Source organism: Sphaerisporangium siamense, assembly GCF_014205275.1.
Taxonomy (GTDB): Bacteria; Actinomycetota; Actinomycetes; order Streptosporangiales; family Streptosporangiaceae; genus Sphaerisporangium; species Sphaerisporangium siamense.
On sequence record NZ_JACHND010000001.1, the window covers coordinates 2,039,050 to 2,052,125 of the forward strand.

The window sequence follows — 13,076 nt, forward strand, 5'->3', positions numbered from 1 at the left end:
GTGAGGTCTGCCACGATGTCCCCAGGCGCATGCGTACCACCACCAGAAGGGACGCATGCGTGTCAACTGGCCGAACGTGGATGGCGACCCCATCGGCACGGCCCCGAACGCACAGGAGCGGCACGTGACATTCGACGCCTCTCATGGTGCCGAGGCACCGCCCGAACTCGTACAGCTGCTCACCCCCGAGGGCGAGCGCGTGCACCACCCCGTCTATGACATCGATCTCACCGCAGAAGAGGTGCGCGCGCTGTACCGCGACCTCGTGCTCGTACGACGCGTCGACATGGAGGCCGTGGCCCTGCAGAGACAGGGAGAACTGGGCATCTGGGCGTCCCTGCTCGGCCAGGAGGCCGCCCAGATCGGGTCGGGACGTGCCCTGACCGACGCCGACATGGCGTTCCCCACCTACCGCGAGCACGGCGTGGCGTGGTGCCGCGGCGTCGACCCGGTCAACCTGCTCGGGCTGTTCCGGGGCGTCAACCACGGCGGCTGGGACCCCGCGGAGCACAACTTCCACCTCTACACGATCGTCATCGGCAGCCAGACCCTGCACGCGGTCGGGTACGCGATGGGGATCCAGCGCGACGGCGCCGAGGCCGCGTCCATCGTCTACTTCGGCGACGGCGCGACCTCCCAGGGCGACGTCAACGAGGCGTTCATCTGGGCGTCGGTGTTCAACGCGCCGATCGTGTTCTTCTGCCAGAACAACCAGTGGGCCATCTCCGAGCCGCTGGAGAAGCAGTCGAGGATCCCCCTGTACCGGCGCGCCAGCGGTTTCGGCTTCCCCGGCGTCCGCGTGGACGGCAACGACGTGTTCGCCTGTCTCGCGGTCACCCGCCAGGCGCTCAAGAACGCCCGCGAAGGCCAGGGCCCCACCCTGGTCGAGGCGTTCACCTACCGCATGGGCGCCCACACCACCTCCGACGACCCGACACGGTACCGGGTCGCCGGTGAGCTGGAGGCGTGGAAGCTCAAGGACCCGATCGAGCGCGTGAAGGCCTACCTGTTCAAAAACCAGCTCGCGGACCAGGACTTCTTCGACAAGGTCGACGCCGAGGCCACGGACCTCGGCCGCGACGTGCGCAAACGTTGCCTGGAAATGCCCGATCCCCATCCCTTGGAAATGTTCGATCACGTGTATGCCGAGCCGCACTCCCTGCTGACAGAAGAGCGGGAGCAGTACGCCGCCTATCTCGCGACCTTCGAGGGAGGCGTGCGATGAGCACCCTCACCCTCGCCAAGGCGATCAACGAAGGGCTGCGCGCCGCCATGGAGGAGGACCCGAAGGTCCTCATCATGGGAGAGGACGTCGGCAAGCTCGGCGGAGTCTTCCGGGTGACCGACGGCCTCCAGAAGGACTTCGGCGAGAGCCGCGTCATCGACACCCCGCTGGCCGAGTCCGGGATCATCGGCACGGCCATCGGGCTGGCGCTGCGCGGCTACCGCCCGGTCTGCGAGATCCAGTTCGACGGCTTCGTCTTCCCCGCGGCCGACCAGATCATCACGCAGCTCGCCAAGATGCCCCTGCGCTCGCTCGGCAAGCTCAAGCTCCCCGTCGTCGTGCGCATCCCCTGCGGCGGCGGCATCGGCGCCGTCGAGCACCACAGCGAGTCCCCCGAGGCGTACTTCACCCACACCGGCGGCCTGCGCGTCGTCGCCTGCTCCAACCCCGCCGACGCCTACCACATGATCCGGCAGGCGATCCGGAGCGACGACCCGGTGATCTTCTTCGAGCCCAAGCGCCGCTACTGGGAGAAGGCCGAGGTCGACAAGAACGCCACGCCGCTGCCGTTCGACCGCGGCCAGATCGTGCGGCCGGGCACGGACGTCACCGTCCTCGCCTACGGGCCCATGGTGAAGACGTGCCTGGAGGTCGCGGCCGCCGCGGAGGAGGAGGGCCGCTCGCTGGAGGTCGTGGACCTGCGCACGCTGTCGCCGCTGGACACCGACCTCATCTACGAGTCGGTCAGGAGGACGGGACGCTGCGTGGTCGCCCACGAGGCGCCCGTCTACTCCGGCCTCGGCGCCGAGATCGCCGCCCGGGTCACCGAGGCGTGCTTCTACAGCCTGGAGGCGCCCGTGCTGCGGGTCGGCGGCTTCTCCACGCCGTACCCGCCGTCCCGGCTGGAGGACCACTACCTGCCCGACCTCGACCGCGTGCTCGACGCCGTCGACCGCGCCTTCGCCTTCTAGGAGAGGCCGTGCTTCGCGAGTTCAAGCTGCCCGACGTCGGCGAAGGCCTGACCGAGGCCGAGATCATCAAGTGGCACGTCTCGGCGGGCGACCCGGTGACGATCAACCAGACGATCGTCGAGATCGAGACCGCCAAGGCCGTCGTGGAGCTGCCCTGCCCCTTCGAGGGCGTGGTCGCCTCGCTGATGGCCGCCGAGGGCGAGACGGTGGACGTCGGCAAGCCGATCATCGCCGTCGACACCGGCGAGGGCGCGGACACCACGCGCGAGACCGCGCTGGCCGACGACATGGTGCCCGCGCCGCGGCCCGAGCCGGTCAAGGACAAGCCCGAGCGCCAGCCCGTGCTGGTCGGGTACGGCGTCAAGACCGGCCCCACCACCCGCCGTCCCCGCAAGGCCGCGGCGTCCGCGCCCGCGGCCGTCCCCGCCGCTCCGGCGTCCCCGCCGCCGGTCGAGGCCCCTCCGCCCCCCGCGCCCGCCGCAGGCAGGGTGGCCGTCCTGGCCAAGCCGCCCGTGCGCAAGCTCGCCAAGGACCTCGGGGTGAACCTGGCGGAGATCTCCGGGACCGGCCCGAACGGCTCCATCACCCGCGAGGACGTCCACGCGGCGGCGTCGCCGCAGGAGGCGGCCCCGGCCGCTGTGCCGGGCGTCCGCGAGGAGCGCATCGCGGTGAAGGGCGTGCGCAAGGCCACCGCGGCGGCGATGGTCGCCTCCGCCTTCACCGCGCCGCACGTCACCGAGTTCCTGCAGGTGGACGTCACCGCCACCATGGACGCCGTGCGCCGGCTGCGCCAGATGCCCGACTTCGCCGAGGTCAAGGTGTCGCCGCTGCTGCTCGTCGCCAAGGCGCTCCTGACGGCGGCCAGGCGCTACCCGCTGGTCAATTCGAGCTGGGCCGGCGAGGAGATCGTGGTCAAGCACTACGTGAACCTCGGCATCGCCGCCGCCACCCAGCGCGGCCTGATCGTCCCGAACATCAAGGACGCCCAGGCGCTGTCGCTTCCCGGCCTGGCCAGGGCGCTGGCCGCGCTGACCGAGGCCGCACGCGCCGGGAAGGCCCAGCCCGCCGACCTGACCGGCGGCACGATCACCATCACCAACGTCGGCGTCTTCGGCATCGACGCGGGAACGCCCATCATCAACCCCGGCGAGGCGGCGATCCTGGCGTTCGGCCAGATCCGCGACCTCCCCTGGGTGGTGGACGGCGAGATCGTCCCCCGCAAGGTCACCACCCTCGCCCTGTCCTTCGACCATCGAATCATCGACGGCGAACTCGGCTCCTACGTCCTGCGCGACGTGGGCGCCATGCTCGAAGACCCCTTGCGCATGCTCGCCTGGGGCTGACGCCCCGGCCTGTACCCGTGGCCCGGTGGGTGATCCACACCTGCCGGGCCACAGGGCCTAACAGGCCTTGGCGATGAAGGCGCGGGCGAGAGCGCGGACACGAACTTCTGGGACGTCACCGCGCAGAGCGTCGACGGCCATTCCGACTCCGGGCGACGAGCCCCGCCCGAAAAGCTCGCGGAGCAGGACGACTCCTTGGGCTGCGACGTATCCGACGCGCGGGTCCTCGCGCAGGGCGGCGAAGGTCGTGGCCACTTGGCCGGCGGGAATGGTCATCATGATGCGCAGGATGTCGCCCGCGTCTTTGTCGGCGAGGCGGTCCGGGCGGGTGGCGGCGTCCGCGAGACGGTCCCGGATCTTGAACGCCTTCGCGACCAGAAGGGCGGCCGGACCGGCCACATTCACGACGATCTCACGCGGGTCGCCCGGTTCAAGGCTTGTGACCCGCATAGGGGAGTGGTCGACGGCCGCGACCTCCAGCCCGGGAATCCAGCGTGCGGACATCGCGCCGTGCGGCGGCACCCTGGCGCTCCGTCTCCCGTTTCTTGGGGAGAGCGTCTCCGGGATGAGAAGGTCCAGTTCAACGGGGACGATCTGGTCGCCGATGACTTCAGAACGTTCCCATAGACCAGGCTCGTTCTCCTTCCTCAACGTGAAGCCCGCTGCTCGGAGGGTCTCGTCGAGCAGCGGGCGGTCGCCGAGGAGGAGCGGGTCGATGCTGAGGTCGCCATCGGAGGTGAAGGGAGCGTTCCGTACAGCGGCGTTCGGAGTGCGCAGGTAGACGGCCTGGGCGCCGACCACGGTGATCGCGTCGAGATGCCGCTCGAGTGCGGTGAGTCCGTCGAGGAGCACGCGTCGGGCCACCATGGTGAGCTGTCGCTGGTCGATACCTTGAGGAACCTTCGCCACTTGGATTTCCTCGCCTTGACGCGGGGGAGACAGGTGATCCTATGGCGACATGTTCTTCCCCAGGGCTGGAATGCCGGATGCGCGCCAAAGCTGTTGGTGCTCCAGCATGTGACGAAGAACGGCCTCACCTTCTGCGGGCATCCGGCCAGGTCCGGACAGACAGTCGAGGACCAGTTGGCTGAGCGCGACTTGGGGGAGGTCGTCGATCACACGCGTCCGCTCGAAGACGACCTCGTCGCGGGGTTCCAGTAGCAGCACGTCGGCCCCCTCTGCCACGGGGAGCAACCCGAGGATGTCGCCCAAGGTCTCCGCGTCCGGCACGGCGGCGGGGAGGTAGAGCATCAACTGGCCACCGACGGCCACGGGGGCGACCAGACGTGCGGCGTGGGAGCCGGTCACGACCAAGCGCCTTTCCCTGGGCCAGGAACCCTGGAGATCACGCAGCGCCGCCCAGACCTGGGCGGTGCCGTTGGGGGCGAGCATGCCGACATAGCGGTTCTGACGGAGGAGGTTCAGCGTCTCGGCACGCGCGCGCAATAGGCCGGGCCAGTCCACATCGGTGATGACGCGTCCGTCTCGTCGGATCAGGAGGTGATCTTCAAGAGCGTCCAGGAGGCGGGAGACGTACGGAAGGCTGAGGCCGGCGGCTTCGGCGAGTTCCCCCGCACGGTACGGCGGCGCGGCGTCTACCAGCAGCCGCACGAGCCGACCGGCCTTCGGACCGGCCAACGTCGCCTTCGCTCGGGGTACGGCCGCCCCGCGGGGTGCCCGTGTCCGCCCTTGGGTGTAGATCGCGACGGCCGGCCGGGGAACGCGCAGGGAGATGTTGCCGGTCAGGTCGAGGTAGTTGACGCCATGCTCGCGGAGCATTCCCTGAGTACGTGGAGAGATCCAGGGAGCCATGACGAGCACGTGCGTGAAGGCACTGACCTGGCGGACGAGGGCGAACTTGGGCAACACGATCTCTTCCACGGTACGAGGGGAGACGTCGCTCCTCAGGTCGGTCAGCAATTCGGCGTAGGTGCCGTCGTCGGACCTCAGTTCCACAAGGGCATCGAGAGCGCCGCTCTGACGATTCCCAGGTGCGGACACCACCGCTCCCTCACGAACCCGTCGCTCAACGTGCCAGGTCGGCCCGAGAAGGTCACGAAGTGCTTGCAACCCCTGCTCGAGCAGTACGTCGCGGGACGGTTCACGCCTCTCCATTTTCCTAGGATGGCATCGGCCGCCGTGTCATCCAAGAAAACTTGCCTTGATTCCCAACTTTTCTGAATCAGGCAACTGGGCTAACGAGGCAACTATGTGCCAACGTACCGGTTGCGCGGGGCGGACAAGCCCTGGTGAGAGGCAAGTCGGCGCCCTGCCCCGGAAGCATCTCTGGTCGGCGAGGTGATCGATCGGCCGGAGTGATGACGTGATGGTCGATCAATTGAGAGAGGTCGTACGCTGGCGGCGCAGGCCAGATAAGGAGTGATCATGTTTCGGCACATCGTGCTGTTGAGCTGGGTCGAGGGCGCCACCGAAGCGCAGAAGGCCGCCGTCGAGGCCGGGCTGAAGGGGCTTCCGGGGGTGATCCCCGAGTTGCGGAGGTACGAGATCGGGCCGGACGCCGGGGTCAACGAGGGCAACCACGACTTCGCGGTGGTGGCCGACTTCGACTCCGAGGAGGACTACCTCGTCTACCGCGACCATCCCACGCACCAGGCCGTGATCGCCGACGCCATCAAGCCGATCCTGGCCGGTCGCGCCGCGGTGCAGTACCGGCTCTGAGCGCACGGCGAGGGCGGCGCTCCCGGGGGAAGCGCCGCTTTCCCGGGGCTCAGATCGCCGGGGGGTTCTGCTCGTGGTCCAGGAGGTCGTTCTCGGAGGTGCGCCCGCGCCGGGACATGAAGAAGAAGCTCAGCAGCAGGCCGAGGGCGCCCACCACCATGAAGATCACGCCGATGACGTCGATGTGCACGCTCTCGCCGAGCACGTCCGGATCGATCGCGAACTTGAGGATCGCACCGATGGTCATGAGGAAAAGGCTGACCCCGATGCCCATGGAGACCTCCGGAGCTCGATGTTGTCGGTAAAGAGCGCTTCGCGGCAGGGTCATACCCACCCACAGCCACTCGATCACCGATTCAGCCGGACAGGCGTAGATATCGGCGTACCGCCAGCGGCAGGAACACCACGATCAGCAGGCGAGGCCGAACGGCTGCTGTCGCGGCACGCGTGGGGCGACGAGGACGCACGCGCGCGGTGGCAGGCCGCCCACGCCGCCTACGTCGGCGACCTGCTCGCCACCGGCCGCTATCCCTATCTCGGCCGCGTCGTCGTCGAGGCCGAGCACCCCCCGATCGAGTCGAGCTTCGCCTTCGGCCTGGACATCCTTCTCGACGGCATCGCCGCCCGCCTCGCGCGGTGACGCGCCCGGACACGCCGGCGGGGAAGGCGGTCCGCCCCGCCTTCCCCGCCGGCCCCGGGATCTCCGGTCAGAACGCGTCCTCCGGAAGCTCCATGAGGCTCTGGTCGGTGGCCGCCAGCGTGCGGCGCTCGGCGCCGAGGCGCGGGAGCACCGTGTGGGCGAAGAACGAGGCCGCGCCCACCTTGCCCTGGTAGAACGCCTTGTCCCGGTCGGAGTCGCCGAGCGCGGCGAGCGCCACCTCGGCCTGGCGGAGCAGGAGCCAGCCGATCACCAGGTCACCGAGGGCCAGCAGGAAACGGGTCGTGTTGAGCCCGACCCTGTAGACCTCCTCGGGCGACTCCAGCGACGCGATCGCCCATCCGGCCATGGTGTCGGCCATCGCCTTGACGTCGTCGGCGGCCGCGTCCAGCAGCCCGCGCTCCTCCTTGAGCCTGCCGTTGCCGGCCTCGGAGGCGGCGAACCGCTTGACGTCCCCGACCAGCGTGCCGAGCGCGGCGCCCTGGTTGCGCAGCACCTTGCGGAAGAACAGGTCCTGCCCCTGGATCGCCGTCGTGCCCTCGTACAGCGAGTCGATCTTGGCGTCCCTGATGTACTGCTCGATCGGATAGTCCTGCAGGTAGCCGGAGCCGCCGAGCGTCTGCAGCGAGCGGGCGAGCATCTCGTACGACCGCTCGGATCCGACGCCCTTGACCAGCGGCAGCAGCAGGTCGTTCATCGCCTCGGCGTCGGCGTCCCGGGCGCCCTGATGCGTCGCGATCTGCACGGCGTCCTGGAAGGTGGCCGTGTAGAGGACGAGCGCGCGCATGCCCTCGGCGTACGCCTTCTGCAGCATCAGCTCGCGGCGGACGTCCGGGTGGTGGGTGATGGTCACCCGCGGGGCGGACTTGTCGGCCATCGTGGTCAGGTCGGCGCCCTGCACCCGCTGCTTGGCGTAGGCCAGGGCGTTGAGGTAGCCGGTGGACAGGGTGGCGATCGCCTTGGTGCCGACCATCATGCGGGCGTGCTCGATGATCATGAACATCTGCTTGATGCCCTGGTGGACGTCGCCGACCAGGGTGCCGACGGCCGGGTGCTTCTCGCCGAAGGTCAGCTCGCAGGTCGTGGACGCCTTCAGGCCCATCTTGTGCTCGACGTTGGTCACGTAGACGCCGTTGCGCGGGCCCAGCTCGCCGGTCTCGACGTCCACGAGGTACTTGGGCACGAGGAACATCGACAGGCCCTTGGTGCCGGGGCCCGCGCCCTCGGGGCGGGCGAGCACGAGGTGGAAGATGTTCTCGGTCATGTCGTGCTCGGCGCTGGTGATGAACCGCTTGACGCCCTCGATGTGCCAGGTGCCGTCCGGCTGCTCCACGGCGCGGGTCCGGCCGGCGCCGACGTCGGAGCCCGCGTCGGGCTCGGTCAGCACCATCGTGGCGCCCCACTGCCGCTCGATGGCCAGCGCGGCGAAGCGCCGCTGCTCCTCGGTGCCGATGACGTCCAGCACGTGGGCGAAGGCCGGGCCGCTGGAGTACATCCAGATGGCGGGGTTGGCGCCGAGGACCATCTCGGCCACCGCCCAGGCCACCGACCGGGGGAGTCCGGGGCCGCCGAGCTCCTCGGGCAGGTCCAGGTTGGTCCACCCGGCGTCGCGGAAGGTCTCGAAGGACTTCCTGAAGCGGGGCGGCATGGTCACCGACCCGGTGGCGGGGTCGAACACCGGGGGATTGCGGTCGCCCTCCTCGAAGGAGTCGGCCAGCGCGCCGGTGGCCAGCCGGTTCACCTCGTCGAGAACGCTGCGCACGGTGTCCTCGTCGATCTCGGCGAACCTCCCGGCGCCGAGGATCTCACGCCGGCCGAACACCTCGAAGAGGTTGAACTCCAGATCCCGGACATTGCTCTTGTAGTGGCCCATGGCTGCGTCACTCCTCGAACCGGCATGGCGGCGTCAGAAACGTACTCGTCAGTAACCTTACCTCCTATGCTACCCGCGAGTAACCCCTAAGAACCTGGATGAACCCGCTCTTCGTGACGTGTGCGGGGCCACGACGGTGCCATGGCGCGCCGTGATGTTTGCTAGCTTCTCCGAGTGAGGCTCCGGACCCCGGGCCTCCCGGACGAGGAGCGCGCCGTACCCGGCCCAGCGAAGACGACGCGCGACACATCATGGATCAGATCATTCAGATCGCCGGGGCCGTCGCCGTCCTGGCCGCCTTCGTCCTCGCGCAGTTCCAGGTGCTACGGCCCCGCTCCGTCACCTATCTCGCGCTGAACCTCGCCGGCTCCGCCGTGCTCGCCGTCATCGCCCTGGCGGGCCGCGACTGGGGCTTCGTCCTGCTCGAAGGGGTGTGGGCCCTGGTGTCGGGCGCCGGGCTCATCCGCGTCCTGACCGGCGCGAACAAGGACGGGAGGGATGCGGGGAAACCGGTTTGACGCTTTCACCGGTGTTCCGCTTAGCTGACCCGCATGATTGGCATACACACCGTGACGTTCGACTGCGCCGAGCCGTACCAGCTCGCCGAATGGTGGCAGCAGGCCCTCGGGTGGTCCGTCGAGGACGGCGTCGGCAAGGACGACGACGAGGTCATGCTCGAAGGGCCGCACGAGCCGTACCTGCTGTTCATCCGCGTCCCCGAGGACAAGGCCGTCAAGAACCGCCTGCACATCGACGTGCGGCCCGAAGGGGACGGCACACGGGACGAGGAGGTCGAACGGCTGCTCGCCCTCGGCGCCACCGTGCACGAGGACCACCGGTACTCCGACGGCACCGGCTGGGTCACCATGCTCGACCCGGAGGGCAACGAGTTCTGCGTGTGCCGGGGTGAGGCCGAGCGCGCGGCGATGGGAGACTGACGGCCCCTGGTGCCCGAGGGGCGCGGCGCGGGGGCCGGAGCCCCCGCCGGCCGGGTCAGCGGGCCGAGTTCGCCCTCCCCTTCATCGACATCGTGACGATGCCCGAGATCAGGTAGACCAGGGCGCCGCCCCACAGCGCGCCCAAGGCGGCGCCGAAGACGCCCTCCTGGTCGAAGATGAGCTGGATCGGGTACATCAGGACGGCCGCGCCGACGCCCGGGTACAGCGAGAACCTCCACGGGTGCCGCAGCGACCAGACCCGGGCCTGGCGGGTCACCCGGTCGCCGACGTTGGGCTTGCCGACGGCGCCGATGGACGCCACCAGCGCGAACAGGCTGATGCCCAGGCACAGGGCCCAGGTGAGGTCGGCGTCCCCCGGCAGGATGACGCCCATCGTGAAGCTGATCGCCGCGCTCGCCACACCGGTGATCGCGGCGGCCTTCCAAGGCGCGCCGCGCAGGGCCGCGCCGGCGAGCGACATCTCGTCGCGCCGAGTCAGTTCGTTCATGACACCAAGACTGCCCTCCGTGGCCCCGCGAGCACATCGGGGTACAACCCTGATTTACCCCTAGCGCCCGGTCCTGCCCGCCGACGTCGCGTACGGCCCCGATACGCCGGTCCGTGGCGGAGGATGCCGTGTCGGTACGCTTCCGAGCATGTCCGTAACCTTTCGTCAGGCGCGCCCGGCGGACGTCCCCCTGATCGTCGCGATGCTCGCCGACGACCCCATCGCGGCGGCGCGCGAAGGCGACCCGTCGGACGAGGTCTACCTGACCGCGTTCGCGGCCGTCGACGCCGACCCCCGCCAGGAGCTGATCGTCGCCGAGCGGAACGGCGAGGTGGTCGGCACGATGCAGATCACCTACATCCCCGGACTGTCCCGCAGGGGCGGCGAGCGCGCGCTGGTCGAGGCGGTGCGGGTCGCCGCGCCCGAGCGGGGCCGCGGCCTCGGCCGCGCGATGATGCGGTGGGCCATCGACAGGGCACGGGAGCGCGGCTGCCGCATGGTGCAGCTCACCAGCGACAAGGACCGCGCCGAGGCCCACCGCTTCTACGGCTCGCTCGGCTTCGTCGACTCGCACGTGGGCTTCAAGCTCGCCCTCTGACGCCCCTAGGGGACGGGCCCGATCTCGACCAGGTTGTCGTGGTAGACGGCGCCCCTGCCCATGTCGGCGTCCCGTTCGTCCACGAGCACGTTGACGTTCACGCCGCCCGGGCTCAGCTTCGGCCAGCTCCCCTTCGGCGCCGCGACGACGCCCGGCGCCACCCGGTCGCTGACCTGGAGCTCGGCCGTCATCTCGCCGTTGCCGTTGAACACCCGCACGGGCTGCCCGTCGCTCAGGCCGCGGTCGGCCGCGTCCTTGGCGTTCACCAGCACCTTCGGCGCGCCGGCGCGGCGGGCCAGCTCGGGGTTGTTGCCGAACACCGTGTTGAGGAACACATGGGGCGCCGGGGTGATCAGGGCCAGCTTGTACGGGCCGTCCGCACGGGCCGTGGCCGGCGGGACGTACCCCTTGCCCTCGGGGACGAACCGGAGCCGGCGCGAGGGGGTGGGGAAGCCTCCGGCGAAGGGGACGAACGGGTCGGGGTAGTTCAGGCGCGCCCAGCCCTCGGCGCGCAGCCGCTCCAGCGTGACGCCGGCCAGCGCGGGGTGGTCGGCAGACAGCAGCTCCTCGGCGATCTCCAGGTCCGAGGCGTGCAGCGAGGGCTCGGTCAGGCCCATGGCGCGGGCGACCCGCCGGAACGTCTCGGTGGTGGACGCGCACTCCCCGGCGGGCGGCACCGCGGGCTCGTTCCACATCAGGTACATGTGGCCGTACCCGGCGTGCAGGTCGGCGTGCTCGAACTGCATCGTGGCGGGCAGCACGATGTCGGCGTAGTCCACGGTGTCGGTGGGGAACTGCTCCATCACGACCGTGAACAGGTCCTCCCTGAGCAGGCCCGCGCGGACGCGGTTCTGGTCTGAGGTGCTGCCCATGGGGTTGGCGGCGTAGACCCACAGGCACTTGACCGGCCTGCGCGTGTCGGCGAGGCCCTCGGCGAGGCGCGTCATCGTCAGCGTGCGCGCGGGCTTCGGCCGCAGGTGGAGCCGCTGGTCCACGCGCAGCGGGACGTGGGCGCTGGTGGAGTAGGCCACGCCGCCGCCGGGGTGCCTCCAGTCGCCGGTGACGCCGGGGATGCAGGCGATCGTGCGCATGGCGGTGCCGCCGCCCTGGTGGCGCTGGACGCCCATCGTGGCCCGGATCCCGGTGGGCCGGGTGTGGGCGAGGCGGACGCCGAGCGCGCGGATGGCCTTCTCGGGGATCCCGGTGATCTCCGCGGCCACCTTGGGCGGATATTTCCGGACTTCGCGCTCGAAGCCCTCCCAGCCCTCGGTGTGCTGCTCGATGAAGTCCCGGTCCTCCGCGCCCTCGTCCAGCACGACGTGGATCAACGCCAGCGCCAGCACCGCGTCCGTGCCCGGCCGGATCGCCAGGTGCTCGTCGGCCTGGTCGGCCGTACGCGTCCTGATCGGGTCGATCGCCACCACGTGGGCGCCGTCCGCGCGCGCGTCCTGGATGAACTTCCACAGATGGTGACCACTGGTGAGCGTGTTGGTGCCCCACAGAAGGATCAGCTTCGAGCGCGCGAACATCTCCGGGTCCATCCCGCCCGGCGTCCCGTTCGTCCGTGACAGCCCGAGATTCCCGGCCCGCGAGCAGATGTTCAGATCGTGGCGCGACGCCCCCAGCGCGTTCCACAGCCGCCACCCCGCCAGGCCCGACTCGCCCTGGATGTAGCCGAGCGTCCCCGTCCCCTGGTACGGCCAGATCGCCTCGCCGCCGAACTCCTCGACGATCGCGGTCAGCCGCCGCGCGATCTCGTCCAGCGCCTCGTCCCAGCCGATCCGCGTGAAACGCCCCGACCCCTTCGGCCCGGTCCGCCGCATGGGGTACAGGATGCGGTCCGCCGCCTTGGTGTGCTCGACATAACGATTCACCTTCACGCACAGCGCGCCGCGCGTGTACGGCTGGTCCTTGTTGCCCCGCAGGCCGACGGCCTCCCCGTCCCTGACGGTCACCACCCACGAGCAGGTGTCCGGACAGTCCAGCGGACACGCCCCCAGAACATTCAGCTCATGTGCCATGAAAGAACGCTATCGGGCAGGTCATCGCCGGACCATGGCACCCGGACGGTGTCCGCGCCGTCACCGTCGATCACCTCTCGTCCGGCTGAGCCCCCACCGGCGGGTGGGCCGTAGAGTGTCACCGGATGGCCGGGGGCGAGCGATCTCCGGCGGCCTGCCCCGACGTACGCCGGAACCTCCGCGAAACGCCGGATAACAAAGGCCGCCTGATTTTCACCGGGCATGCGCGATCAACGCGAACAGGGGCTAAGAAGATCATATG

At 69.8% G+C, this 13,076-nt stretch carries 14 protein-coding genes and 1 riboswitch; of the genes, 8 read left to right on the plus strand and 6 right to left on the minus strand.

Annotated elements, in window-relative coordinates; translation table 11 throughout:
- Positions 1–124: 124 nt before the first annotated feature.
- The 3 genes from pdhA to BJ982_RS09670 are packed head-to-tail and all read left to right on the plus strand — an operon-like array spanning position 125 to position 3,539.
- Positions 125–1,225: a pyruvate dehydrogenase (acetyl-transferring) E1 component subunit alpha gene (gene pdhA / locus BJ982_RS09660; protein ID WP_239123439.1), complete on the plus strand. Its 1,101-nt coding sequence runs from the start codon at positions 125–127 to the stop codon at positions 1,223–1,225.
- Entirely contained in the window at positions 1,222–2,196 is a 975-nt protein-coding gene (locus BJ982_RS09665) for an alpha-ketoacid dehydrogenase subunit beta (RefSeq protein WP_184878568.1), read from the plus strand. The genes pdhA and BJ982_RS09665 overlap by 4 nt, the downstream gene beginning before the upstream one ends.
- Positions 2,197–2,204: 8 nt before the next feature.
- Complete coding sequence (locus BJ982_RS09670; protein ID WP_184878571.1) at positions 2,205–3,539, plus strand: dihydrolipoamide acetyltransferase family protein; 1,335 nt, start codon at positions 2,205–2,207, stop codon at positions 3,537–3,539.
- A 57-nt stretch (positions 3,540–3,596) separates the two neighbouring features.
- Here the strand turns inward: BJ982_RS09670 and BJ982_RS09675 are convergent, their stop codons facing one another.
- A complete protein-coding gene (locus BJ982_RS09675; protein WP_184878574.1) occupies positions 3,597–4,448 on the minus strand; it encodes a hypothetical protein in 852 nt (283 codons plus the stop codon).
- Positions 4,449–4,487: 39 nt separating this feature from the next.
- Positions 4,488–5,654, minus strand: coding sequence for a helix-turn-helix domain-containing protein (locus BJ982_RS09680; RefSeq protein ID WP_184878576.1), 1,167 nt, complete (start codon positions 5,652–5,654; stop codon positions 4,488–4,490).
- Between the two features lie 270 nt (positions 5,655–5,924).
- Here BJ982_RS09680 and BJ982_RS09685 point away from each other — a divergent pair, with 270 nt between their 5' ends.
- Positions 5,925–6,218, plus strand: coding sequence for a Dabb family protein (locus BJ982_RS09685; protein ID WP_184878578.1), 294 nt, complete (start codon positions 5,925–5,927; stop codon positions 6,216–6,218).
- A 49-nt stretch (positions 6,219–6,267) separates the two neighbouring features.
- Here the strand turns inward: BJ982_RS09685 and BJ982_RS09690 are convergent, their stop codons facing one another.
- Positions 6,268–6,465, minus strand: a complete 198-nt coding sequence (locus BJ982_RS09690; protein WP_239123434.1) for a hypothetical protein — start codon at positions 6,463–6,465, stop codon at positions 6,268–6,270.
- A 45-nt stretch (positions 6,466–6,510) separates the two neighbouring features.
- On the opposite strand from BJ982_RS09690, the gene BJ982_RS09695 reads away from it, so the two are divergent.
- Complete coding sequence (locus BJ982_RS09695) at positions 6,511–6,858, plus strand: TetR/AcrR family transcriptional regulator C-terminal domain-containing protein (RefSeq protein WP_184878582.1); 348 nt, start codon at positions 6,511–6,513, stop codon at positions 6,856–6,858.
- Positions 6,859–6,925: 67 nt separating this feature from the next.
- On the opposite strand, the gene BJ982_RS09700 is transcribed toward BJ982_RS09695, so the two are convergent.
- Positions 6,926–8,749 (minus strand): acyl-CoA dehydrogenase, encoded by a 1,824-nt coding sequence (locus BJ982_RS09700; RefSeq protein WP_184878584.1) that lies wholly within the window; start codon positions 8,747–8,749, stop codon positions 6,926–6,928.
- A 173-nt stretch (positions 8,750–8,922) separates the two neighbouring features.
- Positions 8,923–8,993, plus strand: a riboswitch (guanidine-III (ykkC-III) riboswitch).
- A 7-nt stretch (positions 8,994–9,000) separates the two neighbouring features.
- On the opposite strand from BJ982_RS09700, the gene BJ982_RS09705 reads away from it, so the two are divergent.
- Positions 9,001–9,267: a CBU_0592 family membrane protein gene (locus tag BJ982_RS09705; RefSeq protein WP_184878586.1), complete on the plus strand. Its 267-nt coding sequence runs from the start codon at positions 9,001–9,003 to the stop codon at positions 9,265–9,267.
- 33 nt (positions 9,268–9,300) lie between these two features.
- Positions 9,301–9,687, plus strand: a complete 387-nt coding sequence (locus BJ982_RS09710; RefSeq protein ID WP_184878588.1) for a VOC family protein — start codon at positions 9,301–9,303, stop codon at positions 9,685–9,687.
- Between the two features lie 55 nt (positions 9,688–9,742).
- Here the strand turns inward: BJ982_RS09710 and BJ982_RS09715 are convergent, their stop codons facing one another.
- Positions 9,743–10,195 (minus strand): hypothetical protein, encoded by a 453-nt coding sequence (locus BJ982_RS09715; protein ID WP_184878590.1) that lies wholly within the window; start codon positions 10,193–10,195, stop codon positions 9,743–9,745.
- A 148-nt stretch (positions 10,196–10,343) separates the two neighbouring features.
- Here BJ982_RS09715 and BJ982_RS09720 point away from each other — a divergent pair, with 148 nt between their 5' ends.
- Positions 10,344–10,793, plus strand: coding sequence for a GNAT family N-acetyltransferase (locus BJ982_RS09720; protein WP_184878592.1), 450 nt, complete (start codon positions 10,344–10,346; stop codon positions 10,791–10,793).
- A gap of 5 nt (positions 10,794–10,798) precedes the next feature.
- On the opposite strand, the gene BJ982_RS09725 is transcribed toward BJ982_RS09720, so the two are convergent.
- Positions 10,799–12,814 (minus strand): molybdopterin-containing oxidoreductase family protein, encoded by a 2,016-nt coding sequence (locus BJ982_RS09725; protein WP_184878595.1) that lies wholly within the window; start codon positions 12,812–12,814, stop codon positions 10,799–10,801.
- Between the last annotated feature and the right edge of the window lie 262 nt (positions 12,815–13,076).